Annotated in this window: 19 protein-coding genes and 1 tRNA gene; 12 read left to right on the forward strand and 8 right to left on the reverse strand. The window is 64.1% G+C overall.

Annotated elements, in window-relative coordinates:
• Nucleotides 1–54 precede the first annotated feature (54 nt).
• The 5 genes from E1742_RS21620 (at nucleotide 55) to E1742_RS21640 (ending at nucleotide 6367) form a co-directional block, all read left to right on the forward strand.
• Nucleotides 55–513, forward strand: a complete 459-nt coding sequence (locus tag E1742_RS21620; RefSeq protein WP_134387189.1) for a hypothetical protein — start codon at nucleotides 55–57, stop codon at nucleotides 511–513.
• Nucleotides 510–851 (forward strand): hypothetical protein, encoded by a 342-nt coding sequence (locus E1742_RS21625; RefSeq protein WP_134387190.1) that lies wholly within the window; start codon nucleotides 510–512, stop codon nucleotides 849–851. Before E1742_RS21620 ends, E1742_RS21625 begins: the two co-directional genes overlap by 4 nt.
• Nucleotides 852–1037: 186 nt before the next feature.
• The gene (locus E1742_RS21630) at nucleotides 1038–3977 is read left to right on the forward strand and encodes a type VI secretion system Vgr family protein (RefSeq protein ID WP_134387191.1); all 2940 of its coding nucleotides are present in this window, start codon (nucleotides 1038–1040) and stop codon (nucleotides 3975–3977) included.
• A gap of 93 nt (nucleotides 3978–4070) precedes the next feature.
• On the forward strand, nucleotides 4071–5381 hold the full coding sequence (locus tag E1742_RS21635) for a hypothetical protein (protein WP_134387192.1): 1311 nt from the start codon (nucleotides 4071–4073) through the stop codon (nucleotides 5379–5381).
• Entirely contained in the window at nucleotides 5351–6367 is a 1017-nt protein-coding gene (locus tag E1742_RS21640) for a hypothetical protein (RefSeq protein WP_134387193.1), read from the forward strand. Before E1742_RS21635 ends, E1742_RS21640 begins: the two co-directional genes overlap by 31 nt.
• Nucleotides 6368–6382: 15 nt before the next feature.
• Here E1742_RS21640 and E1742_RS21645 read toward each other — a convergent pair whose 3' ends face one another.
• From E1742_RS21645 to E1742_RS21655, 3 genes are all read right to left on the reverse strand, one after another.
• Nucleotides 6383–7435 (reverse strand): formylglycine-generating enzyme family protein, encoded by a 1053-nt coding sequence (locus tag E1742_RS21645; RefSeq protein WP_166793533.1) that lies wholly within the window; start codon nucleotides 7433–7435, stop codon nucleotides 6383–6385.
• 102 nt (nucleotides 7436–7537) lie between these two features.
• A complete protein-coding gene (locus tag E1742_RS21650; protein ID WP_134387195.1) occupies nucleotides 7538–8566 on the reverse strand; it encodes a formylglycine-generating enzyme family protein in 1029 nt (342 codons plus the stop codon).
• 101 nt (nucleotides 8567–8667) lie between these two features.
• Nucleotides 8668–10719, reverse strand: a complete 2052-nt coding sequence (locus E1742_RS21655) for a TonB-dependent receptor plug domain-containing protein (protein ID WP_134387196.1) — start codon at nucleotides 10717–10719, stop codon at nucleotides 8668–8670.
• A 258-nt stretch (nucleotides 10720–10977) separates the two neighbouring features.
• Here E1742_RS21655 and E1742_RS21660 point away from each other — a divergent pair, with 258 nt between their 5' ends.
• The 3 genes from E1742_RS21660 (at nucleotide 10978) to E1742_RS21670 (ending at nucleotide 14254) form a co-directional block, all read left to right on the forward strand.
• On the forward strand, nucleotides 10978–12072 hold the full coding sequence (locus E1742_RS21660) for a sensor histidine kinase (protein WP_229466192.1): 1095 nt from the start codon (nucleotides 10978–10980) through the stop codon (nucleotides 12070–12072).
• Entirely contained in the window at nucleotides 12069–12857 is a 789-nt protein-coding gene (locus tag E1742_RS21665) for a LytR/AlgR family response regulator transcription factor (protein ID WP_229466200.1), read from the forward strand. The genes E1742_RS21660 and E1742_RS21665 overlap by 4 nt, the downstream gene beginning before the upstream one ends.
• Nucleotides 12858–13054: 197 nt before the next feature.
• Nucleotides 13055–14254 (forward strand): TonB family protein, encoded by a 1200-nt coding sequence (locus tag E1742_RS21670; RefSeq protein WP_134387198.1) that lies wholly within the window; start codon nucleotides 13055–13057, stop codon nucleotides 14252–14254.
• On the opposite strand, the gene E1742_RS21675 is transcribed toward E1742_RS21670, so the two are convergent.
• Together E1742_RS21675 and E1742_RS21680 are read right to left on the reverse strand one after the other, a co-directional pair.
• Nucleotides 14255–14653, reverse strand: coding sequence for a cupin domain-containing protein (locus E1742_RS21675; RefSeq protein WP_134387199.1), 399 nt, complete (start codon nucleotides 14651–14653; stop codon nucleotides 14255–14257). It lies immediately after the preceding gene.
• A gap of 75 nt (nucleotides 14654–14728) precedes the next feature.
• Nucleotides 14729–15553, reverse strand: a complete 825-nt coding sequence (locus E1742_RS21680; RefSeq protein ID WP_134387200.1) for an AraC family transcriptional regulator — start codon at nucleotides 15551–15553, stop codon at nucleotides 14729–14731.
• 399 nt (nucleotides 15554–15952) lie between these two features.
• On the opposite strand from E1742_RS21680, the gene E1742_RS27485 reads away from it, so the two are divergent.
• A complete protein-coding gene (locus E1742_RS27485; RefSeq protein ID WP_307721890.1) occupies nucleotides 15953–16972 on the forward strand; it encodes an ABC transporter ATP-binding protein/permease in 1020 nt (339 codons plus the stop codon).
• An 8-nt stretch (nucleotides 16973–16980) separates the two neighbouring features.
• Entirely contained in the window at nucleotides 16981–17805 is an 825-nt protein-coding gene (locus E1742_RS27490) for an ATP-binding cassette domain-containing protein (protein WP_307721891.1), read from the forward strand.
• 176 nt (nucleotides 17806–17981) lie between these two features.
• On the opposite strand, the gene E1742_RS21690 is transcribed toward E1742_RS27490, so the two are convergent.
• Nucleotides 17982–18058, reverse strand: a tRNA-Pro gene (locus E1742_RS21690).
• A 114-nt stretch (nucleotides 18059–18172) separates the two neighbouring features.
• Here E1742_RS21690 and E1742_RS21695 point away from each other — a divergent pair.
• Both E1742_RS21695 and arsC read left to right on the forward strand, forming a co-directional pair.
• On the forward strand, nucleotides 18173–18496 hold the full coding sequence (locus tag E1742_RS21695) for an ArsR/SmtB family transcription factor (RefSeq protein ID WP_134387201.1): 324 nt from the start codon (nucleotides 18173–18175) through the stop codon (nucleotides 18494–18496).
• Nucleotides 18493–18840 carry an arsenate reductase (glutaredoxin) gene (arsC, locus tag E1742_RS21700; protein ID WP_134387202.1) on the forward strand — a complete coding sequence of 116 codons (348 nt, stop codon included), beginning with the start codon at nucleotides 18493–18495 and terminating at the stop codon, nucleotides 18838–18840. The genes E1742_RS21695 and arsC overlap by 4 nt, the downstream gene beginning before the upstream one ends.
• A gap of 129 nt (nucleotides 18841–18969) precedes the next feature.
• Here arsC and E1742_RS21705 read toward each other — a convergent pair whose 3' ends face one another.
• Both E1742_RS21705 and E1742_RS21710 read right to left on the reverse strand, forming a co-directional pair.
• Nucleotides 18970–21930 (reverse strand): TonB-dependent receptor, encoded by a 2961-nt coding sequence (locus E1742_RS21705; RefSeq protein WP_134387203.1) that lies wholly within the window; start codon nucleotides 21928–21930, stop codon nucleotides 18970–18972.
• 454 nt (nucleotides 21931–22384) lie between these two features.
• The gene (locus tag E1742_RS21710; protein ID WP_134387204.1) at nucleotides 22385–23602 is read right to left on the reverse strand and encodes a BT3233 family polysaccharide utilization protein; all 1218 of its coding nucleotides are present in this window, start codon (nucleotides 23600–23602) and stop codon (nucleotides 22385–22387) included.
• Between the last annotated feature and the right edge of the window lie 6 nt (nucleotides 23603–23608).

Raw genomic sequence — 23608 nt, forward strand, 5'->3', positions numbered from 1 at the left:
CGATCGCCGCGTGTTGGTAAAATGTAACTTTTAGCCGTATTGCCGAGGTAAGCCATGATAAAAACCCTGATGTCGACTGTCCTGCTGGGCGCCGCCGGCGCCGCCGTGGCGTTCTCCGGCACGGTTAAGATGGCGCGGCATGACGGCGCCGTTACCCGTACGCTGTCGGTGAGCAACTGGCAGGTCGACAACCGGGGCGTGCCGTCATTCGACTTCCGCTTCCGCCAGAGCGGTGGCGGCTGCGACTACCAGCGCAGCGGCCATGCCGTCGCAGGCTTTGAGGAAGGCGACGGCAAGGCGGAACTGGAAATCTACAGCGGGCAGGACGAACAGGGCAGGGAGACGGCACCGCTGATGATCCTGTACGCGTACGACAGCACCGTCATCTTCAGCACACCCGTGCGGCAGAACCGGGCCTTCTGGATGTCGTTCCAGGATGAGCGGATGCGCCGGTCGGTGCCGAAGCAATGCGGCTACACGGAGCGCGGCTCGGCACTCATGTTCCGGAAATGAGCGGCAGGCCGGCGCAGGCCGTTGCCGGTGTCCGGCTTGGGCCGAGGCGACGCGACGGCATCCTGGTCGTGCTACTGGCGACGTTGCTGTCGCTTCTGGTCGGCGTCGAGCGCCGCGTCGGCGATCACGAGCAGGGCGTCAGTTGGGAGCCGTTCGTCAAGCGGCGGCTTACGTTGCAATGGCGCTTCGAGAACCCGGCCTGGCGCGGCCTGGAAATCGTGCCGCTGGCCGCCATGACCGCACCGCAGCGCGCCGCATTCGCCGAGTTCTGCCAGGTCCGCTTCGGCAGCGCCGATCCCGTGCAGTGCCATGCCATCGTCAGTGCCCGCCACAACTGACCGTTTCGCTCGGCCGAGTGGCAAGCCGGGCGCAGGGCAATATCTCCCGTCAGATGTCAGATCCCGGCAGGTCCAGCTGAGGAGTTACATTATTCCATTTTATCCGTGGAAAAATATGCCTTGCAAAGCAGCATGTTTTATAATGTAGAGTATTTATTTTTTATTATTGCTTGCCGGGAGAGCGGGATGTCGGGTGCGGTTGATTTATTGGTCTCTACAGTCGTCGGCGCACTGGCAGGACATTTTACGCAGCACCAGCGCGTCATCAGGCTGACCACGTCCAACGGCGTACAGTCGTTGTTGGCTGAAACCCTGCGCGGCGAAGAAACGATCGGCAGCGGATTCCGGTTCGAATTGTCCGCGCTGTCGCTGGACGCGGCGATTCCACTCAAGTCCCTGGTCGGCCAGCCCGTGCTCGTGGAACTGCTCACTGGCAGCGAGGCATTGCGCCCGTTCCATGGCCACGTTACCGCCGCGGAGCTGACGGGATCGAACGGCGGCTTTGCCCGTTACAGGCTCGTGATCGAACCATGGACAGCGTTCCTGCGCATCGGTCGCGACAGCCGTATATTCCAGGATAAAAGCGTCATCGATATTCTCGAAGCGGTATTCAAGGGTTATGACGGCAAAGGCCGATTGGCGCCGGCCTGGCGCTTCGATCTGCAGGATCCGGAAGTTTATCCACGCCGCAGCATCACCACGCAATATCAGGAAAGCGACATGGCATTCGTCGAGCGCCTGATGAGTGAAGAAGGGCTGTTCTGTTTCTTTGAACACGAAGGCAATCCGGGCAGCGCCGGCCTGGGCAAGCACACGCTCGTCATTGCCGATCACAATGATGCGTTCGCGGCAAATGCCCAGCCGGAAGTGCGCTTTACGCAGCCGGGCGCCGTCATGCGCGAAGACAGCCTCGACCGATGGCGCATGCAGGCGGTATTGCAGACCAATGCCGTCGAACTGGCGAGCTGGGACTATCGCTCGCGCAGCCTGCGCGAGGTGGCCAGCGCCGCCAGCGGCAGCACGACGCTGACCAGCCGCGACCATCCCGGCGCCTACGCCTACCAGACGCGCAAGCAGGGCGAGCGGATCGCCGAGCGACAGCTGCAGGCACTGCAGGCCCGACAGAAAACCTTTATCGGCGCCGGCACGGTGCGCACCTTTGCGCCCGGTACCACGTTCACGCTGCTGGAGCACGGCAGCTACGACGGCGGCGACGATGCCCGCTTCACCATCGTGCGCGTGTGCCATATGGCCCACAACAACCTGAACGCGGACACGGACGGCGCACTGACGCGCCTGTTGGGTCAGTGCCTGTTGCGCAAGACTAACCTTGCCGATCTGGCGTCGAGCCTGCATGCCGTCGGACGCGGTGCGGGCGAGCGGCCCGTCTATCGCAACCGCATCGACGCGATCCCGGCCGCCACCCCTTACCGCGGCAGCTGGCTGGACGAACGCGGTCATCTGCTGCATCCACGGCCACTCGTGCGCGGGCAACAGACGGCGATCGTCGTGGGCCCGGCCGGGTCGGTGATCCACACGGACCGCGACCATCGCATCAAGGTCCAGTTCCACTGGCAGCGCGGCAGTGCCAGCCACAGCCGGCTGGAGCATCCTGTGCCGGAAGGGCACACGGGCGCCCCGGCGGACGACCAGTCCGGCACATGGGTACGCGTCGCCACGCCGCTTGCCCCCGTGGCCGGTGCCAATTGGGGCAGCAACGCGTTGCCGCGCGTAGGACAGGAAGTGCTGATCGACTTCCTCGAAGGGAATATCGATCGGCCCGTGGTGATCGGCACGCTGCATAACGGCGCCGGCCAGGCCGATGCGCAGAACAACGGCGTGGCACAGGGCACAGGCGCTGCGACCGGTAACGCCCCGGCATGGTTCCCGGGCGAGAGCGGCGCGCATGCGCATCCCGCGGCGCTGTCGGGAATCAAGAGCCAGGCCATGCAAAGCAGCCAGGACGGCACCGGCGCGTTCAGCCAGCTCGTGTTCGACGACAGCCCGAACGAGCCGAGGATCGCCCTGCAGCGCCATGCGAAACCGCATGAAGGAACGGCGGAACTGAACCTGGGACATTTGCGGCACCAGACGGACAATCAGCGGCTCGGTGCCGCCGGGTTCGGTGCCGAGCTGAAAACCGCCCACAGTGTCGCACTGCGTGCAGCGCGAGGGTTGCTTCTGTCCACTGAAGCCAGTAACGGTGGCAGCGGCCACCAGCTCGACTCAGGCGGCGCGCAGGCGCAGAACGAGTCCAGCGCGCGGCTGCAGCTGTCTTTGGCGGAAACGGCGCAGAAACACAATGCCCGCTTGCAGGGCGAAACGGAAGCCGCGAAACTGCCGGCGCTCGTGGGAATGCAGCACAGTGTCGAGGTGCTGCAGGCCACGGAAGCGGGGATGGGAGAAGGCGACACGGGCGGACAGGGGCAGGCAGCGATCCTTGCCGAGCCGCAGCTGCAACTGTCGGCCCCGGCCGGCATCGTGGCCGTCACGCCCGCCAGCGCGATCGTCGCGGCCCGCGCCACGAGCAGCCTGACGGCCGGGCAGGACATCAATATCGCTGCGCAGGCCGACTGGCACAGCGGTGTCAAAGACGGGATCAGCCTGTTCACCTACGGTAAAGCGGACGCGGCAGACAAGCCCAACAAGGAAACCGGCATCGCACTGCATGCCGCCAGCGGCAAGGTGAGCGTGCAAAGCCACGCCGACATGACGAAGCTCACGGCCGACAAGCTCATCACCGTCGCCAGCGTCGGCAAGAGCGTGACGGTGGCCGCGAAAGACCACGTGATGCTGACCGCCCAGGGCGCCTATATCAAGCTCGAGGGCGGCAACATCATGATCCATGGGCCGGGCACGATGTCGTTCAAGGCCAGTTCGAAAGAACTCGGCGGCCCGGCCAACGGCAGCTTCGATGCGCCGGAGCTGCCTTCGTCCAAGCCGCTGTTCGACGAACAGTTCGTACTGACCGACAAGCATACCGGCGAGCCGATGGCGTATACCGCGTATCGCATCGAAGGGCCCGATGGCGTGATGGCGCATGGGGTGACCGACAAGCTCGGTCACACGGACCGGATCAGTACGGGCTTCAAGCGTCAGGCGCTCAAATTGTTCCTCGACGACTGAGCAGCGATTTTCAAAGTGAGTCCGCAGACGACGCGGCCGGCGGTGCCGTCGCGTCGGCCAGTAGTGCGATAACAAGCAGGAAGAAATATTCAGATGCCGAACGATACCACCACACCGCAACCCATCCAGGAAGGCGCCACGAACCCCGCCCGTGGCAGCAAGGTCGAAGCCCAGGCGGAACACGCGCCGATGCTGTTCCTGCGTCCGGAGACGGGCGAAATCATCGCCGTGCCGGTGCCAGAGGTGAACGAACTCAACAAGGAAATCGGCGAATGGAACTCGCTGGTGGCTACGCTGCAGGACGCCAATGCGCAAGTCCAGTACTTCGAGGAGCAATACATCAAGCTGACGCTCGAGCCTGACCGGATGACGCCGGGCGCATTGGAAGAGGCCGAGAAAAACTGGGAATTCGCCCTCGACTGGCAGGAAGAGGTGGTCGACACGTGTCAAGCGAAAATCAAGTCGCTCGCCAAAATCGGCACCGCCGGAAAACAGCTCGTGGAACTCATTCCGCTGCCGACGGCTCCGTCCACCCAGACCTCGAACAAGCCTGCCGAATACAAGGACGGCAAATATTCGAAGGTAATGAAAGGCTCATGGGCAACGGGGAAGAAACGCACACCGTCCCGCGACTGGATCCGCCCGCCGCGCGGCAGTCTGGTCTATGTTCCGTCGGACAAGCTGAAACGCCATTGGCCCACATTCAAGGACGCCACCAAGACGAAGTGGAGCGACGTTATCGCGCGGGATGCGAGCGGCAAACGGACAATCAACAAGGAGAAGGCAGTCGCGTATGGCAAGGAAGCCGCCAAGTTCCAACTGAAGGACCTCGTCAAGCTGGAAGTCGATATCGAGGGCTCGATCGGCAGCTGGGCCACCATGTGGAACTCGGATACGGCTAACAAATTCCACAAGGAAGGCAAGCTGACCGCAGGCCCCGTGACGGGCGACATCGAGCTCGACGCGGGCGCGCAGTTCATGCGTTACCTCTATGGCGCCAGCCTGAACGGCACGTTCGAACCGTTCAAAGGGAACGTCTCCTTCCGCGCGGAAGGTCATGCGGAAGTGGCTTTCGCCGAAGCGAAGGCAACTGCCGCGATCTATTTCCCGCGCAAGGAAGGCTGGATGTGGACGTTGCCGGCCGCGCTGGCTGATGAAAACGCTGCCGCCAAGGATATCGACCTGGGGGCGGTGCGCTTCATGGTACAGATCGACCTGAAGGGTTCGGTCGGCGCCAGCATTGCCGCCGAAGTCAGCCTCGGTATCGAAACGAAGACCGGGCAAATGCCCGCGCGGTCGGCAGAAGAACGAAGAAGAGGGGCAAGCGGCGCGCCCGTACCGTCATCGTCCACGAGCTGGGCGACGAGAAGCAAATGCGCGTGGCCGGCGTCGATGCCGGTCTGAACGCTTTTGCCGGCCTGAAGGCGGATGCGGAGATCAAGGGAGCCATCGAGTGGCGTAACCCTGAAGACAAGAAAAAGGCTTTCGAAGCATTCGCCAACGTCGCCCCTGCCGTCGCCGGGCTCGCCGGTATCGGCGGCAATGCCAAGCTGACGGTGCAATACGTCGATGGCGTATTCAAGGTGCACGCCGACGCCGGCCTGTGCGTCGGCCTCGGCGCGGAAGGAAAGCTCTCGTTCGAGGTGAACGTCAAGCTGCTGCTCAAGTTCATCAAATGGCTGTTCTACCAGCTCTATCATGCGAACTTCAAACGGCTGGATTACATTCAGGAGTCGGCGTTCAACGCGGCGCGCGATCTGGCGTACCTCGCGATCAGCCTGGGAGAGTCTGTTGAAAAGCGGTTCGGGATGGCCGCCGATAAACTGACGGTGAAAGTTCGTGAAGTCAACGCCATGTTCGATGAAGCCGAGGAACGTCAACGTCTGGCGCAACGGATTCTTTCGGACCCGGAAGCGTTGCGCTACGCACCGCCCGAAACGAAAGGGATGTTGATTCACCAGCTCTGCAACGACGGCAATATCGACTGGGCAAAAAGCGGTTTTGGCCTCGGTGATAATTTCCTGCGAGACCAGAAACTCGCCATTCAATACATATTGCGGCGTTGGTCGCACACCCGTACCGACTGCAGGAACGTGATACAGCATATGACTGCGAATGGACGCAAAGGCAATTACGAGGAAAACATGGCGCGCTTGCAGAGGTTCTTCCGCGAAGAAGCGCCGTTCAACCGCGACTTGCCTGGAGTCGACAGCCGACATGGTGAGGATTTCGACGCGTGGTACAACCAACTTACCGCCATGCTCATGGACGAACCAACCCGCGGCTTTCCGATCATGCCAAGCGATTCCATCCAGTATGCAATGCAGCGCGACGCGGGGATGGATCACCCACTCTTTGCATCGACTGGTGATCGAGCATTCTATGCGTGATCCGACGGATCGCGCCTAGTGGATTTTTTCTGATTTCTGCACTGCGCAACGCAATCCCTGAGACAGATAATTGGGCGATATAGTGCCGAGGTCTTCGGTTTCCTCTGCTGGCAACTCCATCGGCCTGGCCCTTCTGTGCATGGTGTTCGGGACAATGGAATCGCTCACGGGCCAGCCCCGTGCGACTTTCATGGTCCCGCCCGCTGGGCCTTTCGGATCATGCTTCGGAGAACGCTGGTAGTAATCCTTATCGAACCAGTCGTTCACCCACTCCTCATTGTCGTGCGATACGTCATACAGTCCCAGCGGATTGGGCGGGAACAGGCCGACGGGATAGCGGCGCTGACTACCCGAGGGCGTAAGTAGTTTCACCTGGCCTGCCGCCGGGATGTTGCGGCCGAAGTCGACATTGCCGTTGTCGGTCGCCCAGACGAAGAACTGCCCGCGGCTGCGGGCGGCGTACTCCCATTGTGCTTCCGTGGGCAAATCAAACGGCTGTCCCGTGATGTTTCCCAGCCATTGGCAATAATCCTTGGCGCGCTGCCATGAGACGCCTGCAGGCGCAGCAGGATAACGCTGCTTTGCCGCTGCCTTGTCGCTCGCAGCACGTTCTGTGCCGCTAGCTTCGGTATAGACATCAAATTCGGCAAACGTCGTCTTGTACTTTGCTATCGAAAAGCTCGACAGCGTGACTTCGTGCACCGGTTTGTTTGTCGGGTCATCGCTGTATGGGAGCTTGTCAGGTGACCAAATGGGACCGAAATCTCCCATCTGAAAGGTTCCGCCCTCGACGAAGATCAGGTCTGTCAAAATTTTCTTTTTGAGTCTGGCCACGCGTTCGTCGATAGTTCCTTTGCCAAGTGCTTCGAGTTCCGCAGCCAGGGCAGCGGGCTGTTTCAGCGCCACCAGCTTCTCCTCATCCACGTACTGCTTGCTTATTGCCGGGATTTTGGGTGGCTTGACTGATGACGCGTGTGCCGATGCGATCAGGCAGCAGAAGACGGCTGGGAGCGGCAGCACCTTACGATGAAGTGACATAAACAAACTTTCAATTTCGCCCGAATTCATGATGTGAGTCCGGCGGGCCAGCACGCAGGAATCAGGGACGCACTCCAGGCGACCTGTGTGACGAGCTGGCGTTTGCCGCATGATGGTTGAGCAGAGGCGAGTTCAGCGCACGGGGGCGGGTTGTTGAACTGCGCAGCGGAACCCGCTGGACCGGTAGCTCGTCACCTCCGCTTTCGTTGAGTCGGCCGTCGTGGCCGCCGCAGACTCGTGCAACAGGCGGGCCCTTCGGTACATCGTATTTGGCACGATGGAATCGCCGATCGGCCATCCCCTGGCAACCTTCTTTGTTCCGGCGGCCGGGCCCTGAGGGTCCCGCTTTGGCGAGACCTTGTAGTAATTTTCATCAAACCAGTCGTTGGTCCACTCTTCTCCGTCATGGGACGCGTCGTACAGCCCCAGTGGGTTCGGCGGGAATAGGCCAACCGGGTAAGGGTCGATTTCGCCCGACGGGGTCAACAATTCCATCTGGCCGGCCGCCGGGATATTTCGGCCGTAATCGATGTTGCCGTTGTCGGTAGCCCACACGAAGAATTGGCCACGGCTGCGGGCCGCATATTCCCATTGCGCCTCGGTCGGCAGATCGATCGGGAGCTGTGTCACCTTGCCCAACCATTGGCAATAATCCTTCGCGCGCTGCCAGGGAACACCTGCCGGAACGGTCGGGTGGCGGTATATTTTATCCAGCGGCCCGTTTGCCGCACGGTCCGTTTTTGTGGCGTCGGAATACACATCGAATTCCGCATACGTTGTCTTGTACTTCGCTATTGAAAAGCTGGACAGCGTGACCTCGTGCACGGCCTTGTTCGTCGGGTCATCGCTATAGGGAAGTTTCTCCGGGGACCAGAGCGGCCCGAAGTCCCCCATCATGAACGTGCCGCCTTTCACGAAAATCAGGTCGGCCAGTATTTTCTTCCTGAGCAGAGCGACGCGTTCCGCCGTCGTTCCCTTGCCGAGAGCATCGAGTTCCGCCGCCACAGGGGCAGGCTGCTTCAGTGCCACCAGCTTCGATTCCTCGATGTACTGCTTGCTCATTTGCGGCACCTTTGGCGGCTTGACGGGCGCTGCAAACGTACTGGATAACAGGCAATAAGACAGGGCAGCCAATGGCAGCGACTTGGCACGACGTGACATTTGTTTTCCTTTGAATTGGTCAGCGAAGATTATAGTGCACAGCCATTTCGCAAGCTTCCATCAGCGTTCCGGTGCGGGGAATGCAGGGTTGTGCGCCAGTGCTAACGCTTCGGGCCACCCAGCGGCAGGTCGAACTGCACCCGCAGCGTGGCCGCCGTCGGCGTGACAGTGCGGCGATCGGTCGCCCCATCTTCCCCGGAATACAACTGCCCATCCGTGCGAGCATCGCGCAGCAGGTTGACGAGACCGATGCGCAGCTTGCCGTGCTGCCCGCCGTTCCAGGCCATGTACGTGTCGAGCGTCCGGACCGGTCCAGTCGCCGCTTGCAGCAGCGGGGTGCGGCGCGACAGGCTGCTGCCCTGGTAACTGTAGTTGATGCCGGCGCTCCAGGCCGCGCCGATGCGGTAATCCGCGCCCAGATTCGCCGTCAGCGGTGTCTGGTCGGCCAGGCGGTTACCGGGCCCGGGCACTGCGTCCACGCGCGACCAGTTGCGGCTCGCGTTGACGCGCAGGTCCAGGTCCGGGCCAGCCGCCAGCAGGGATCGCAGAGGCACCTTCGCGTCGAATTCGATGCCGTGTGCCGTCGCGCCGCCGCCATTTGTCAGCGTCGAGACCCACGTATCCCTGTCGCGGAACAGCCGCTGCACCGTCACGTCGCTGATGCGCCGCGCATAGCCGGTGACGCCGACGACACCCTGGCCGCCGAAGTAGGCTTCCCAGCCGCCATCGACCCCCCACGCCAGTTCCGGGCGCAAGGCGGGGTTGCCCTCGATGTCCGGCGTGCCGGGACTGTTGTCGTTGTTGACGGTATAGCGGCGCGGCACGAGGTTGCGCGTCAGCGGCGCCTTGTAGGTACGCGCCACGGCCAGGCGCCATTGGCCCCGGTCCGGCACCTTCCACAGTGCCTGCAGCACGGGACTCCAGACGCTGGCGCGCGTGCCGACTCCCGCCAGCGTGCTGCCACGCGTGGTGCTGTCGAGGCCTTCCCAGCGCAGCCCGAGATAGGCCTGCAGGTGCTCGCCGATGTCCCACTCGTCCTGGGCGAACAGGGCCAGGCGCGTGACGCCGGCCGTGTAGTCCTGATCGAGCACCGTATCGGCCGGCGCAGTGTCGTGCTGCACGCGTGTCTCCCGGCGGCGCGAGTACGTGGCGTCCCATCCCAGCGCCACCCCGTGGCCCGGCAGCAGCGGCATCAGCAGCTTGCCGTTGCTGCCTGCGCTGTCGTCGCGGGCACTGGAGACGACGTTGCGTGTCATCGTGGGTGTGCCCGCCAGGTCGCTGCCGGTGAATCGATAGTCGCCGCGCCGACGGCTGCTGTTGATGCCCGCCTTTGCCGTCAACCGCGCCGCGCCGAGACGGTGGCTCCAGTTGACGTCACTGCGCAGGATGTCGTCTTCGGCGCTGGCCGTAAAGCGCGACAGCGGGGAGCGCGTGGGCGTGCCAGCCAGCGTCGTCTCGACGGACGTGCCGTCGGTGGCAGTGCGGCCGATGTCGATCAGGCTTTGCCAGGCCAGCGTGTCGCCGTTCGCCATCGTCCACGTCACGCGCGGCGCCAGGCTGGCCTTGTCGACGCGGCCGTGATAATCCTCGTCGAAGCGGCGCCGCGACAGCAGGGTGCCATTCGGCGCTGTCGCATCGGTGGCGACCCGCGGCAGGCTGTCGTAAAACGTGCGCGCCAGCGTGGCCGCGAGCACGTAGGCCATGTCGCCGTGCTTGTCCGCCAGTTGCAGCGTGGCCGTGGGGCTCCACCGGTTTCGTTCGCGGGCGACGCCCAGCTTGACGTCGCGCCGGGTGCCGCGCACCGCCTTGCGCAGCACGATATTGATGCTGCCGGCCATCGCCTGCGCGCTGTACTCGGCGGATGTCGTGCGCATGATCTCGATGCGTTCGACCAGTTCGGGCGCCAGCGTATCGAGGGAGAAGCCGGGCGGTGCAGGGTCGCCGTTGACGCGTACCTGCGTGTAGCCGGCGCCAAGGCCGCGCATGCGGATCTCGCCGTCGGCAACCGACAGTCCGGGCAGCCGTCCCAGGACACCGGACAGCGTGCCGTCGCCAAACTGCAGCAGCTCGTCGCGGGCGACGACGATCGTGCCGGCAGTGTCGCCCTGTCGTTGCGCCGTGTCGCCCGGACCGGTAATGGCGACGCGTTGCATGTCCTGTGCCGACGCCGGTATCGGCAGGAGCAGAAGCAGCCAGTGGAGTAGCCAGTGGAGTAGCCAGTGCAGAGATTTCATGATGAATGAAGAGTGGGTGAAGCTGCGAGTGTAGGAAGGCGTTGCGGCGGCGGACAGTGGCGAGTGACGAAACAGGGCCGCGGCGGGACGGACGGGCCGACGCGCCGTGCCTGCGACAGAACGTGGCCGGTATACTCACCATCCATGATCGATGCCTCCCCCAATCCTCCGCGTTACTTGACAGTCCTTGCCATATCCGCGCTGGCCTGGACCACCATCTGCGCGATGGGTGCGCTGAGCAGCTATGCCGACTGGCAGCGCGACGGCAGCGACCGGCCCTACTGGCAGGCGCTGTGGGCCTGGTGCTTCACGCACCTGCTGCTGATGCTGTACACGTGCCAGCTGTATGTCGTCTTCAGCTGCCGTCCGGCGCTGCTGGCCGATGTGCGCCGTATCGGCGCCGCGTATGCGCTGGTGGTGACGTGCTTCGTGCCGCTGGAGATGCTGTATTCCGCGTTTGTCCGGCTGGTGCAGAAGCACGAGCCGCTCTCCGTGGCGGGGCTGTGGCAGCGGTTGCAAAGGATCGACCGGTACGACTGGTTCATGGAATTCGCGTGGACGAGTTTCACGTTCATCGCCGTCGTGGCGATCTGCACGTGGAGCGTGAAGCGCCGTACGGAGCAGCAATGGCAGCACCTGCAGGTTGACCACCTGCGCCTGCAGCTGGACCTCGAATACCAGCGCCTGCAGGCACTGCGCGGCCAGCTGGAACCGCATTTCATCTTCAACGCGCTCAACGCCATCACGGCGCTGGTGCGTTCCGACGACAGGCGCGCCGCGCTGACGGGGATCAGCCGGCTGAGCGCCCTGTTGCGCTATGCGCTGGTCGCCAGCGAACGTGACTGGGTAAGGGTCGACGAGGAGCTGGCGTTCGTGCGCGATTATCTGAGCCTGCAACGGTTGCGCTATGGCGAGCGCCTGCAGATCCGGATCGAAGGCGACGCCGGACCGGTGCTGGAAGCCTGCTGCCCGCCGCTGCTGCTGCAACCATTGATCGAGAACGCGTTGCGCCATGATCTGGATTGCCATGGCGGATGCGGCGATGTCCGGCTGGCGCTGCGCTGCGAGGCCGCCGAAGTCGTCATCCGCATGTGCAATCCGCTGCATGCGGGCGGCGCGTTTAATCCTGGCCTTGGCCTTGGCCTGCGCAGCACGCGCGCCAGGCTGCAACTGGCCTATGGCGAGCGCGCCAGCCTGCGCACGTGGGAAGAAGCCGGGCGGTTCGTGGCCGAAGTCAGGTTGGACGCCGAAGCGGACGAGGTGGCGTCGTGAAGGACGGTATCTCGCGGGGCGTCATCCGCGCGCTCGTGGTCGACGACGAGGAACCGGGCCGGATCAACCTGCGCTACGCGCTGGCCGAGCATCCGCGCTGGCACATCGCGGCCGAATGCGACGGCGCCGCGGCGGCGCGTGCCGCGCTCGCGGGAGGGGCGATCGACGTCGTCTTCCTGGATATCCAGATGCCCCACGAATCCGGACTGACACTGGCACGCGAGCTGGCCGGCCAAGCCGAGCCGCCGCTGATCGTTTTCGTCACGGCGCACAGCAGCCATGCGGTGGACGCATTCGATGTGCATGCGCTGGACTACCTGTGCAAGCCGTTCGATGACGCGCGTCTGGCCCAGACGCTGGCACGCGCGGCGGCCATGCTGGAGCAGCGGCAGCGCGCAGCCTATGGGGCAGCGTTGCGGGCGTGGAGCAAGCCGCCGAACGCCTACTGGCGCGAGGTGCGGGTGCGTTCCGTCGGCCGCATCGAATGCATCCGCATCGACGAGGTCCTGTGGCTGCAGGCGGCAGGCAATTACGTCGAGCTGCACCTGGCGAGCCGGCAGGTGCTGCATCGGGCACCGCTGCGCCAGGTAGTTGCGAACCTCGATCCCAGTCAGTTCGTCCAGGTACACCGTGGGGCAGTCGTGCGCACGGCGCAGATCGCGGCACTGCGCCGCCACGACGACGGCAATCATGCGGTGACGCTGCGCTGCGGCGATGTCGTGGGCGTCAGCGAGCGTTATCTGGCGGTCTTGAAGGCGCGATTAGAGAACGCCAGCGGGGGCTGAAGCTTCTCTTGGGCATGCGCGAATCGTTGGTCCGCCGCGGCGGGAACGATTTTGTTGTTTTTGGGCCATTTTTACATATTGACATCTCGGAATGATGCTTTGTGTCATTAATTCCATATAGTATTTCGACTTGCTGATCAGATTAGCAATAAACACGCCGTTTGCGGTGCCCGAACCAACAGCGATCATCCTCTCTGATGTCAAAATATCAATGTCACTACGAATGCCTCAAAGTCACCCGCGATGCTCCCGCCGAGGTCATTCGGGCGGCGTACCGGTCGCTGTCGCAAAAACACCATCCCGACAAGAATATTGGCGACGGCAATGCGGCACGGGTAATGGCGCGCCTGAATTACGCGTACAGCGTGTTGTCGGATCCGGGGAAGCGGCAACTGTACGATGCACAGCTCTCGTACGAGCAGCGCACCCGCGACTACTACAGCGCGGATCCTGCTGACGATAACGACGGCACCGCATCGGCGGGTTCGGGGAGGACGTTGCTGCGTCGGATCAGCCTGTATGCGAATGGGCGGAAGGGGCGGATTGCCGTCGTCGTGCTTTGCGTGACAGGCATTGCCGGCGGCGGCGTGTTGCACTCGATCTGGAAGGATCAGCAATCGATGCTGCTCTTGGAACAGGCGGCGATGCCGACCGCAAGCGCGACGGGTTCCGCGCCCGCAAAGGTGGCATCCGACGTGGACATCACGACGACACCGTCCGCTGCCGGCGCGCACAGGGACTCTGCCGAATCGCCGGCACCTGCCGCCGTCCTGGCTGAGCCGGTTGCCATTGCCAGGACGTCCGAGTTCGAGCGCCTGACAACGCTGTTGAAAAGCATGGGCCTGGGCCTGCACAAGCTGGACGCGTCCGTGCAGGCGCCCGTCGCCAAGCGGCCACCGCCTCCAGCCCAGCCGGCCGAACCCGACAAGGCAGTGCTGGAGGCAAACGGGACGGGGGTGCCACCGCGCCCACATGCGTCCGCGCCCGCCGTGCCGACTGAAGCAGCGCGGTCGCGCGAGGACGTGGAACGGCCCGCGGCGCCTGAGCCCGTGCGCGCCGAAGCGAGCCGGGCAACCGTGCCGCAGCCTCCCGTTGCAAACGCACCCGGCACCGCTGCCGCATTGCGCCAGGCGGTCATTGCCGACGCGCGCGCCTGTGCTCCGTCCTATCCGGCGCGCGCCTACAGCAACGGTGAAAGCGGCACCGTGCAGCTGGCGCTGCTGGTCGGCGGCGATGGCGGGGTTCTCGAATCGAAAGTACAGAAATCGAGCGGTCACCCGGAACTCGACAAGGCTGCGCGCAAGGCGCTCTCGAAATGCCAGTTCAAGGTGGCAGGCAACGACCGGCAGGCGGAGCCGGTCTGGACCAATGTGGAATACGCTTTCTCGCTCGACTGACTAGATCCACTGGTCGTTCGCGACGGTGCGCTCCCCCGGCGGACCGTCGCCGGTATTGCGCACGCCGCGCGGCTCGATCAGCAGCAGCTTCACCTCGGACGTGGCGTGCGGCCGATGCTCCACGTTCCTCGGCACTACCGCCATCTGGCCGCTGTGCAGCACGATGGTATCGGCGTCGCGCACGTCGATGTGCAGCACGCCCTCCAGCACGATGAAGGTTTCATCGGTATCGGCGTGCCGGTGCCACTGGAATTCGCCTTCGACTTTCACAACCTTGAACTGGTAATCGTTCATCTCCGCGACAACGCGCGGCTGCCAGTGGCCGTCGATCTGCGCGATTTTTTCGACCAGGTCGATCGACTGGCCCTGGCCGCGGGTCGGGTGGGTGGATGGGGACATCGCTTGCTCCTTTTGATGGACATGCGACCACGATACGCCCGTGCGCCAACGCCGTATTGAACGATCGTGGGTGCGTCAGCGCCCGCTCGCCCCACTGGCATAGCGCAGCCAGCGGCCCGGCGTTTGGCCATACGCCTTCAGGAAATGGCGCGTCATGTGGCTCTGGTCGGCAAAGCCGACGGCCGCCGCCGCGGCGGCCAGCGAACTGCCGGCGAGCAGCAGGCGGCGCACGGTATCCAGGCGCCGCATCGTCAGGTAGCGGTACGGGCTGGTGCCGTAGAAGACGCGGAAGTCATGCGACAGGCTCCAGCGATCCCGCCCGGTCGCCGCTTCCAGTTCGCCCAAGGTGACGGCGCGCAGGTAGTGCGTACGCAGGAAGTCCGCCGCGCGCCGTGCCGCGTGCAGGTCGCCTTTTGCCGGACGTGCCGGCGTGCCAGCCGCAGTGGCCAGCGCATGGGCCAGTTCGGCCAGCGCGTCGCCCTGTTGCAGCGGCTCTGGCCGATTGTCCACGTGCTGCAACAGCCCCGCGGCGGCGGCGGCGAGACGGGGATCGGTGGACAGCCCGCCCTCGATAAAGGGGAGCGCACGGCCGCCCAGCACGGCCTGGATCAACGCCGGCGCCACGTAAATCATCCGGTAGTGGAAGGCCTCATCGGTACCGGCCTGCCCGTCGTGCACCTCGTCGGGGTGCAGCACCATCGTCGTGCCGGGCAGGCTGTCGCGCCGGCTGCGCCGGTAATTGAAACTCTGTACGCCGCCCAGCGTACGGCCGATGGCATAGGTATCGTGGCGGTGCATCGCATAGGCTTTGCCGGAAAGCCGCGCTTCGATGCGCTCGATGCCGTCGATCGGCTCGGCGCGCCGCAGCCAGTCGGCGCTTGCAGTTGCCGTGTGTCGCATCCCGTCTCCAGATGTTTTGATGTGACGATCCCCGGCGATATCGTACCGCCAGTGATTGTTTCGTTGCCAGAAGCCGACGTGATTATCGCGCAGACTGCCGAGAGCACGGGCAGGGGCCCGGCAGCGGTTGTCGGGTCTCCCCGGCCGGATGTTGACGAGCGCCGGTTGAATCGCCCGTTCAATCATACTTGACGTTTCCCACGGACATCATTGCAAGGGCTTCCCGTGCGATCGCGACGTCTCCTGCTGAGCAGTTGTGTCTCTTGCCGCACTGAACGTTTTCATTCCCGCTCGTATGCTCACTCCATGGCTGAGGTTTGCGCGCTCGTCGCCATTGCTGTGCCCCTAAGAGCCCGACCAATCCGGCCGTTGAGTGCGAAATCTGTGGAATTACCGAAAATGAGCAAATCTCCTCCCTTCGCCGCCAGCGTCGCCCATGACGATACCCCTGCGCCGCCCAGGAAAAGACGCCGGGACAAGCCCCTCTCCCTCGCCGCCTGGAAGCAGTTCGTCAATGTCGCGAAACCCTACTGGCAGGAGGACCAGAAAAAGACCGCCTGGTTCCTGTTGCTGCTGCTGATCGCGCTGATGCTGGTCGAGACCCAGCTGGCCGTCATGCTCAACGACCAGGCCGGCGAGATGACCTCCGCCCTGGCGGGCGAGGACGGCGACCGCTTCTGGAACTCGGTGCGCCAGTGCCTGCTCATCCTGGCTGTCGCGGTACCGGTCTATGCGTTCTATTACTATATGCGCGACCTTTTCGCCAACCAATGGCGCAAATGGCTGACGGGCCGCTTCCTCGACGGATATCTGAAAGAGCGGAAATACTACGAACTGGGCGCAGATGCCGACATCGACAATCCCGACCAGCGCATCAGTGAAGACGTCAATACGTTCACCGGCAAGTCCATCCACTTCCTGCTGATTTTCCTGGGCTCGATCATGCAGCTGGTGGCGTTCTCCGCCGTGCTGTGGTCGATCTCGCACGTGCTGGTTGGCGTGCTGGCCGTGTATGCGCTGCTGGGCACCGTCATCGCCCTGTACATCTTTGGCACGCCGCTGATCCACCTGAACTTCTGGCAGCTGCGGCGCGAAGCGGATTTCCGCTTCAGCCTGATGCGGCTGCGCGAAAATGCCGAGTCGATTGCGTTTTACCGGGGCGAAGCCCAGGAGCGCGCCCACATCGACACCAAGCTCGACAAGGTGATCCACAATTTTTCCAGGCTGATCAAGAAGCAGCGTTCGCTCAACTTGTTCCAGCGCACGTTCAGCCAGCTCACCCTGGTACTGCCGTTCGTCATCCTGGCCGAGGGCGTGCTGTCGGGCGAGCTGGAAGTGGGGCGCGCCGTGCAGGCCGCCGGGGCATTTACCGCCGTGCTGACGGCGGTGGGCATCATTGTCGACAATTTCGAAGCCTGAGCCGCTTCGTGGCGGGGATCGGCCGCCTGCAGGCGTTGGCCAACCTGATGCTGCCGGAGGCCGCGTCGAAGAACGTCAGCGAAGCCAAGCACCCGCGCATCGAAAAGCGCCCGGGAAAGCACCTTGCGTTGGAAGCTGTCACCTTGCACCCGCCGCAATCCGAGCGGGTGCTCATCAAGGAACTGACACTGACAGTCAAGCCCGGCGACGCACTGCTCATCACCGGCGACAGCGGCTGCGGCAAGAGCTCGCTCTTGCGTGCGATCGCAGGCTTGTGGCACAAGGGCAGCGGCGTGATCCATCATCCGCCCCTGGAAGATTTCTTCTTCCTGCCGCAACAGCCTTATCTGCAGTCGGGCACGCTGCGCAGCCAGCTCATCTACCCGAGCGCGCAGTCGAGCCTGGGCGATGAAGCACTGCTGGAAATCCTGGACCAGGTGCACCTGCCGCACCTGGCCGAGCGTGTGGGCGGCCTGGACGCCGTGCAGGACTGGGAAAAGCTGCTGTCGGTCGGCGAGCAGCAGCGCCTGGCGTTCGGCCGCGTGCTGGTGCACGAACCGGCCATCGTCATCCTGGACGAGGCAACGAGCGCCCTCGACAGCGGCAACGAAGCCTCGCTTTACGCGCGTCTGCGCGAGAACGGCACGACACTGATCAGCATCGCACACCGCCCCGCAGTGCTGCGTCACCACACTCACGTGCTGCACCTGAGAGGCGAGGGCGCGTGGGAGATTCATGATGCGAGCGTGTATCGGTTCGATGAGCCGGATGCCCAGGCGACGGGCGGCACGGCGCCGGCGAAGACACCGCTGAAGGTGGCGGCGGCTGGGTAGACGGCCGGGCAGCTGAGGCTGGCCTTAAGCTGTCGATACCGAGATGCGTCCGAATGCGTGCGGACGGGCGCATGCCGATACGTTTTGCCCAGGGAACAGGAGCTCAATGATTGCGCCATGTCGCACTTCCGGGACGCGCCCGCCGCTGACATAACCGATTGATTTGATGAGAGACGTGGTCGGGGTGAGAGGATTCGAACCTCCGGCCTCTACGTCCCGAACGTAGCGCTCTACCGGGCTAAGCTACACCCCGACGGGTAGAGGCATTATTAAACCAGAACTTTTTGGCTTTTTCAACCAGTCGGGTTATCTGGACAGTAAGGCCGCGCGAGTTGCTGGCGAGGGCCGCTTCCACTATTATCGAAGAATGGAAACCATCGACGCCATCACCTCTCTCGCTGCGCTTGCGCAGGAATCGCGCCTTGCCGTATTCCGGCTGCTGGTGCAGGCGGGGCCGGATGGCATGGCGGCCAGCCGGATCGCCGAGGCGCTGGATATTGCGCCGTCGTCGTTGTCGTTCCACCTGAAAGAACTCAGTCACGCGCGGCTCGTCACGGCCGTGCGCGATGGCCGGTCCATCATCTACAGCGCCAACTATGCCGCGATGAACGGCCTGATCGGCTTCCTTACCGAAAACTGCTGCAATGGCGCGTCGTGTACGCCCACCTGCGGCTCAACCTCGAATCCATGACCATTACCATCTACCATAACAACGCATGCAGCAATTCGCGCGGCGCGCTGGCACTGATCCGCGAGGCCGGCGTCGAGCCTGTCGTCATCGACTACCTGAAGGAGCCGCCCACGCGGGCGCGGCTGGCGGAACTGATTGCGCAGGCCGGCCTGACCGTGCGCGGCGCGATGCGCGACAAGGGCGACCTGTACGCCGAACTGGGGCTGGCCGATCCCGCGCTGTCCGACGATGCGCTGCTCGATGCGATGGTGGCGCATCCCGCGCTGATCAACCGGCCATTTGTCGTGACGGAAAAGGGTGTGCGCTTGTGCCGGCCGCCGGCTTTGGTGGACGAGATTTTGTAAACTGAAAAAGGCCGCTCGATGGCGGCCCTTGCTGCCGGTTATACGTCGGGAACTGGCACCGCACGGGCCCTTCGGCCCGAGCGGTGCCTGTCCCCAAACCCGCGGCGCGCGGAGCCAGTTCCCGGCCCCTTAGAACTTGTAGCGCAACCCCAGCAGGAACTCGCGGCCCGTGACGTGGTTGACGACGACGCTGTTGCGCTGGCGGCTGGTGAACTGGTCGTTCTCCTCGTCCGTCAGGTTGACGCCTTCCAGCGTCAGCTCCAGCTTGTCGTTGACCTTGTACGACAGCGACAGGTCGACGTTCATCGACTTGTTGCGGCCCTCGACGTCGTTGTTGTTCTGCCCCGGCACGCGGGTCAGGTAGGCGTCGCGCTGCGAAGTCGACAGGCGCGCGCTGAAGCGACCGTCGTCATAGTAGAACGTGGCGTTCCAGGATTTCGGCGAGAGGTTCAGCAGGTCGTCCGTGATCGTGGTATTGGCGGTCGGGGAGATGATGTACTCCATCGTCGACTTCACGTACGTGTAGTTCAGCAGGGTGCCGAAGTTCTTGCCGATCCCCGGCAGGAACGTGAACGGCTGCTGGTAGTTGATCTCGAAGCCGCGCAGCTTGCCGCCGTCCGTGTTGACCGGCGCCGTCACCGAGAACACCTCGTCGCCCGTGAAGTTCGTCGGCAGCAGCGACTGCGGCAGGCCGGTGTCGCGGAAGCGCACGTCGGTGCGCAGGCTCTGGATATACGTGTCGATGTTCTTCTGGAACAGGCCCAGGCCCAGGAAGGCGTTCCTGGCGAAGTACCATTCGAAGCTGGAGTCGAACGTCTTGGCGCGGAAGGGTTTGAGGTTCGGATTGCCGCTCGTGATGGCCAGCGAGCCGGTGGTCGCAATTGTGCCGCCCGGCGACAGGTCGTTCAGCTGCGGGCGCGTCATTACCTTTGCCGCGCCGAAGCGCACGACGAAGTCCGGCCGCAACGTCGCGGCGACGTTGAACGCCGGCAGCGTGTCCGAGTAGCGGTGGTCGACGGTGACGGCGGTGCCGTTGTTGGCCGCCACATAGCCCGTGGACGACAGGTCGGTGCGCACGTAACGCACGCCCACGTTGCCGCGGATCGGGATGCCCCCCAGCTCCGTATTGAAGTCGCCCATCAGGTAGACGCCCTTGTCCTCTTCCGTCACGGAGCGGTTGTTGCCGCGCGCGTTCGGGTTCTCGATCGACGACAGGGTGAAGTCGCCCGGCCCGCCGGCGGGGCCGCTCTTGATGCAGTTGCAGTAGATGTCGTACGCCTGCGCGATCGCCGCCAGGTTCGGCATCGCCCAGCTGGTCGGCGTCCCGGCCGGCAGGTTCATGCCGCCGCCGAAGCCCGTCAACGTGGACGTCAGGCTGGCGACCGACGTGCCGGCCGGCGGCGCGAAGATGGTGTCGCCCTGGTTCACGCGGCGGAATTCATACGAATCGAATTTGTACTTCTTCGCGCTGGCGCCCATCTTCAGGCTGAGGCGGTCCGGCAGCGCATCCCAGGCGACGTTGACGTCCGCTACATCCGTCGTGTTGGTCGTGCCTTGCGGGCGGATGCGGATCTCGCTTGGCGTGGTGTTCGGCACGGACGACGGCTGCGTGCCGCTGGCCACCTGCGGCACGCCGACGATGGTCAACGGCCCGCCCGCCTGCGCCGGATCGAACGGATAGCCGATCACCGGCAGCCGGTCGTTGTTGCGGAAGTCCATCGTGTAGCCGTTGACGTTGAGCGCGTCGAGCGTCGTTGTCGTCTGCACCGGGTTGCGGAACTTCGACTTGGCGCGGCCCACCTTCGCATTCAGGCGCCAGCCTTCGGCCAGGTCCTGCTCCCACGTCAGCGTCGGCTGCGTGAACGTTGTCGTCAGCTCGTCGTAGCGCGATTCGGCGCGGATGTCGACGCCGTTGAACACGCCGTACTGCAGCGCGCCGTTGGCCGCGTACTGCGCCTCGACGACGCTCGTCTGCGGCTTGCCGCCCTGGCTGGCCGAGCGCGAGAACGAGATCGCTTCCAGGTAGTCTTCCGCGCGCGACGCTTCCAGTTTCGAATACAGCATGTCGAAGGTCAGCAGGGAGCCGCGCATCGGGCGCCACTGGACGGAGCCCGTCAGGCCGAGGCGGTCCTGGTCGTGCGTCAGGCGGCCGTAACGCGGAATGCGCGGCGTGTAGTTGCCGGCGGCGCTCGCGGCGTTGTAGGCGTCCACGGCGCCTTGCGAGAACGGCAGGCGGGCGACGCCCTGGGCTGCGGGGCCGCACGTGGTGGCGGTCGAGTTGGCGGGGTTGTTCGCCACGCCCATCGGCGCGCACCAGCCGCCGGCGGACGGGCCGTTATCCCAGCGCACGGTGGAGAAGCCTTCTTCCAGCACGCGGCGTTTGGAGTACGCGCCGGACAGCAGCACGCCCACCTTGCGGTCCATGAAGGTGTTCGACAGCAGGAAGGCGACGCGCGGGTCGGTCTTCTCCGACAGGTCGTTGTACTTGCCCTTGGCCGTGATGGTGGCGTTGAAGCCCTTCAGGTCGAACGGGCGCATCGTGGTCAGATCGACGGTGGCACCCAGCGAGCCTTCGTCGACGTCGGCCGACGAGCTTTTACGCACGGTCAGGGAGCTGAACAGTTCGGAGGCGAACACGTTGAAGTCGAAGCCGCGCGAGCGGTTGGCGCCGCCGGAGGAGTCGGTGCCGCCCGTTGTCGCCAGGCCCTCGATGCCGTTGATGCGCACGCGCGTAAAGTCCTGGCCCAGGCCGCGCACGGTGATGTTGCGGCCTTCGCCGGCGTCGCGGTTGATGGTGACGCCCGGGACGCGCTGCAGCGACTCGGCCAGGTTCGTGTCCGGGAACTTGCCCATGTCCTCGGCCTTGATGACATCGACGATGCCGTTGTCCTCGCGCTTCTTGTTCAGCGCCGATTCCAGCGACGCGCGCAGGCCAGTGACGACAACCCTGGTCGGCTCGTCGGCTGGCGCGGCTGCGGTTTGTGCCGACGCTGCGCCGGCGGCAATCAGTGTGGCGGAGGTAAAGGCAAGCTGGGCGGCAGCGTGCGCGCTGCGGCGCTTGTGCGCACGGCGGGAAGTGGTGGGGTGCATCGTATCTCCAATAATTTTTATTGCTCGCAAAATCTGTGTCTGCGGACCACCGGATGAACTGGTCAGGCCGGTTGATGCATTTTATGGCAGATTTTTAATTATTGGTCAGTCCGCAATCAAGAAATTTTGCTAAGTGGTCTGGCCGCAGAGTGGCAGGCCGGAGATGGGTGTTGTTGCAACACCACGCATGTGAAAACCGGAGCCTGTCACCGGTTTTCAAAAACGGTGACAGGCTCCGGTTTACGGAGTTGCTTCAGATCAGGGATATGTCCCTGATTCCGGCAGGAAGCGCAAATGCCAGCGAGCCGCAGGCGTCATTTTCAGACCCGAGTCCAGGAACTGGGGTCAGGCCCGCTGGGTCTGACCCCGGCTCCCCGCCGGTGGGTTGGCGTTATGTCAGCGGCCCGCTGCCGTTATTCCTTAACCTGGCGGAATTCAGGTCGGTCCCGGGTTCTTATGGCTGCGCCTGCAGGCTGACCTTGATCGGGCTGCGCGCCCGCCTGGCGGCATCGGCCACGTAGGCCTTCCACTGGGCGGCGCTGGTGATTTCGCCGCTGCGGTTCCACGCACCGCCCGCGTAGTAGCGCAGTGCCTGGCCCGGCTTGACCGGTGCCAGCACCAGGTGGTTCAGCGCATCCTGCGTGAATTCCGTCGCGCCCGGCAGGATGATGGCGGTGCCGAATTCGCCCTTGGTCTTCTGCTTGATCCACTGCAGCAGCGTGCCGTCCGCGGCGTCGCGGAACACCTCGATGTCCGGCTGCTCGCCTTTGTCGCTCGGCGTCTTGTTCAGGCCCACGGCGACCGTCAGCGACGCCTTGTCCTTGAACTCGAACGTGCTGTCGATCCGGTCGAGGTAGTGGCCCGCGTCCACCGTGAAGCGCTTGACTTCCGTGACGGGCGTGCCGGCCGCGTCCCATGCGTCGTAACGCAGTTCGAAGATGGTGCGCACCGGGCCGTTCGCCAGGATCTTCCAGCCCGCGTAATTAACGCTTGTGTAAAGGGTCTTGCCATCCCAGATGCCGGTGCCGCCGGCGCCGCGCGACTTGCCCACGTTGTACATGTCCATGCCTTCACCTTCGTCGTGGTGATAGTGGTCATGGCCCTTGTTGTACCAGCGGTCGACGATCGGATACGGCACGCGCTTGAACCACAGATCCAGGCCGCTGGTCTGCAGCACTTCCTTGCCGCTGCCCGGTGGCGCCGGCGCCATCAGCGCGGGGCCGTAGGTGCGGTGCGCCAGCTTGTCGTTCTCCCACGCGAAGTCGTCCAGGCGCTCCTGCACATAGCGGGCATACGCCTGCACGGGGAAGGCCTGTGTCACGCTGTCCGTCGTCTCGACGGTGTAGGTGACGCTTTTCTCGCCGGCCTTGAAGCTGTGCTGGAAAATCAGCTCGCCGTACGCGGCGCCCACGTTCTGCGGATCCTTTGCCAGCGGCGCGACGTTGGTGACCTGGTACGGCACCGGCTTGCCGTTCGCATCCTTGACGGCCAGGCGCTGGATCAGCGCGCCGGGAAGGGCTTTATTCACTTCCGACCACGGGATCGTCACCGTCTCGGAGGCGCGCGCCGTCGGCAGTTCGTTCGACAGCGTCACGCGCAGGCTGGCCGCGTGGGCCGCCGGCAGCAGCAAAGAGGAGAGGAGTGCGGCAGCGCAGGAGCGGTTCAATGTCATCTCGTA

The organism is Pseudoduganella plicata (assembly GCF_004421005.1).
Lineage (GTDB): Bacteria > Pseudomonadota > Gammaproteobacteria > Burkholderiales > Burkholderiaceae_D > Rugamonas > Rugamonas plicata.

What these genes read in the sequence shown, in the direction of transcription:
- E1742_RS21640 (WP_134387193.1), top strand. Translation starts at nt 5,351, where the DNA reads ATGCGCGTGGCCGGCGTCGATGCCGGTCTGAACGCTTTTGCCGGCCTG.
- E1742_RS21705 (WP_134387203.1), bottom strand. Translation starts at nt 21,930, where the DNA reads ATGCACCCCACCACTTCCCGCCGTGCGCACAAGCGCCGCAGCGCGCAC.
- E1742_RS21630 (WP_134387191.1), top strand. Translation starts at nt 1,038, where the DNA reads ATGTCGGGTGCGGTTGATTTATTGGTCTCTACAGTCGTCGGCGCACTG.
- E1742_RS21620 (WP_134387189.1), top strand. Translation starts at nt 55, where the DNA reads ATGATAAAAACCCTGATGTCGACTGTCCTGCTGGGCGCCGCCGGCGCC.
- E1742_RS21650 (WP_134387195.1), bottom strand. Translation starts at nt 8,566, where the DNA reads ATGTCACGTCGTGCCAAGTCGCTGCCATTGGCTGCCCTGTCTTATTGC.
- E1742_RS21625 (WP_134387190.1), top strand. Translation starts at nt 510, where the DNA reads ATGAGCGGCAGGCCGGCGCAGGCCGTTGCCGGTGTCCGGCTTGGGCCG.
- arsC (WP_134387202.1), top strand. Translation starts at nt 18,493, where the DNA reads ATGACCATTACCATCTACCATAACAACGCATGCAGCAATTCGCGCGGC.
- E1742_RS21655 (WP_134387196.1), bottom strand. Translation starts at nt 10,719, where the DNA reads ATGCAACGCGTCGCCATTACCGGTCCGGGCGACACGGCGCAACGACAG.
- E1742_RS21645 (WP_166793533.1), bottom strand. Translation starts at nt 7,435, where the DNA reads ATGAATTCGGGCGAAATTGAAAGTTTGTTTATGTCACTTCATCGTAAG.
- E1742_RS21710 (WP_134387204.1), bottom strand. Translation starts at nt 23,602, where the DNA reads ATGACATTGAACCGCTCCTGCGCTGCCGCACTCCTCTCCTCTTTGCTG.
- E1742_RS21680 (WP_134387200.1), bottom strand. Translation starts at nt 15,553, where the DNA reads ATGCGACACACGGCAACTGCAAGCGCCGACTGGCTGCGGCGCGCCGAG.
- E1742_RS21635 (WP_134387192.1), top strand. Translation starts at nt 4,071, where the DNA reads ATGCCGAACGATACCACCACACCGCAACCCATCCAGGAAGGCGCCACG.
- E1742_RS21695 (WP_134387201.1), top strand. Translation starts at nt 18,173, where the DNA reads ATGGAAACCATCGACGCCATCACCTCTCTCGCTGCGCTTGCGCAGGAA.
- E1742_RS27485 (WP_307721890.1), top strand. Translation starts at nt 15,953, where the DNA reads ATGAGCAAATCTCCTCCCTTCGCCGCCAGCGTCGCCCATGACGATACC.
- E1742_RS21675 (WP_134387199.1), bottom strand. Translation starts at nt 14,653, where the DNA reads ATGTCCCCATCCACCCACCCGACCCGCGGCCAGGGCCAGTCGATCGAC.
- E1742_RS21670 (WP_134387198.1), top strand. Translation starts at nt 13,055, where the DNA reads ATGTCAAAATATCAATGTCACTACGAATGCCTCAAAGTCACCCGCGAT.